The organism is Rhodococcus sp. PAE-6 (assembly GCF_025290685.1).
Classification (GTDB): domain Bacteria; phylum Actinomycetota; class Actinomycetes; order Mycobacteriales; family Mycobacteriaceae; genus Rhodococcus; species Rhodococcus pyridinivorans.
In genome coordinates, this window is record NZ_JAOCLZ010000263.1 from 1 (window position 1) to 233 (window position 233).

Consider the following 233-nt stretch of genomic DNA (forward strand, 5'->3'; position numbering starts at 1 on the left):
CAGGAGAACACCGAACTCGAGCGCACCCTCTCTAGTCTCGAACAGGAAGGCTCGGAAGCGGCGCTCGACGAAGCCCGCACGCGCCTGTACACGCAGTCGACGCAACTCGGCACCGAACCCGCCACCGGGCCCGGAGAGGTTCTCACCGTCGACGATCCGCGCGAGGGTGTCGGATCGGAGGTGCTGCACGACAAGATCCAGGAGCTGCGCGCGGCGGGTGCCGACACGAGTCA

The 233-nt window shown here is 67.4% G+C and carries 1 protein-coding gene; it reads left to right on the top strand.

Annotated features, from left to right (window positions below; translation table 11 throughout):
- Positions 1-233 (top strand): DUF881 domain-containing protein (locus NVV99_RS26955; protein WP_260783352.1); only part of this gene is annotated, 233 nt, incomplete at both ends.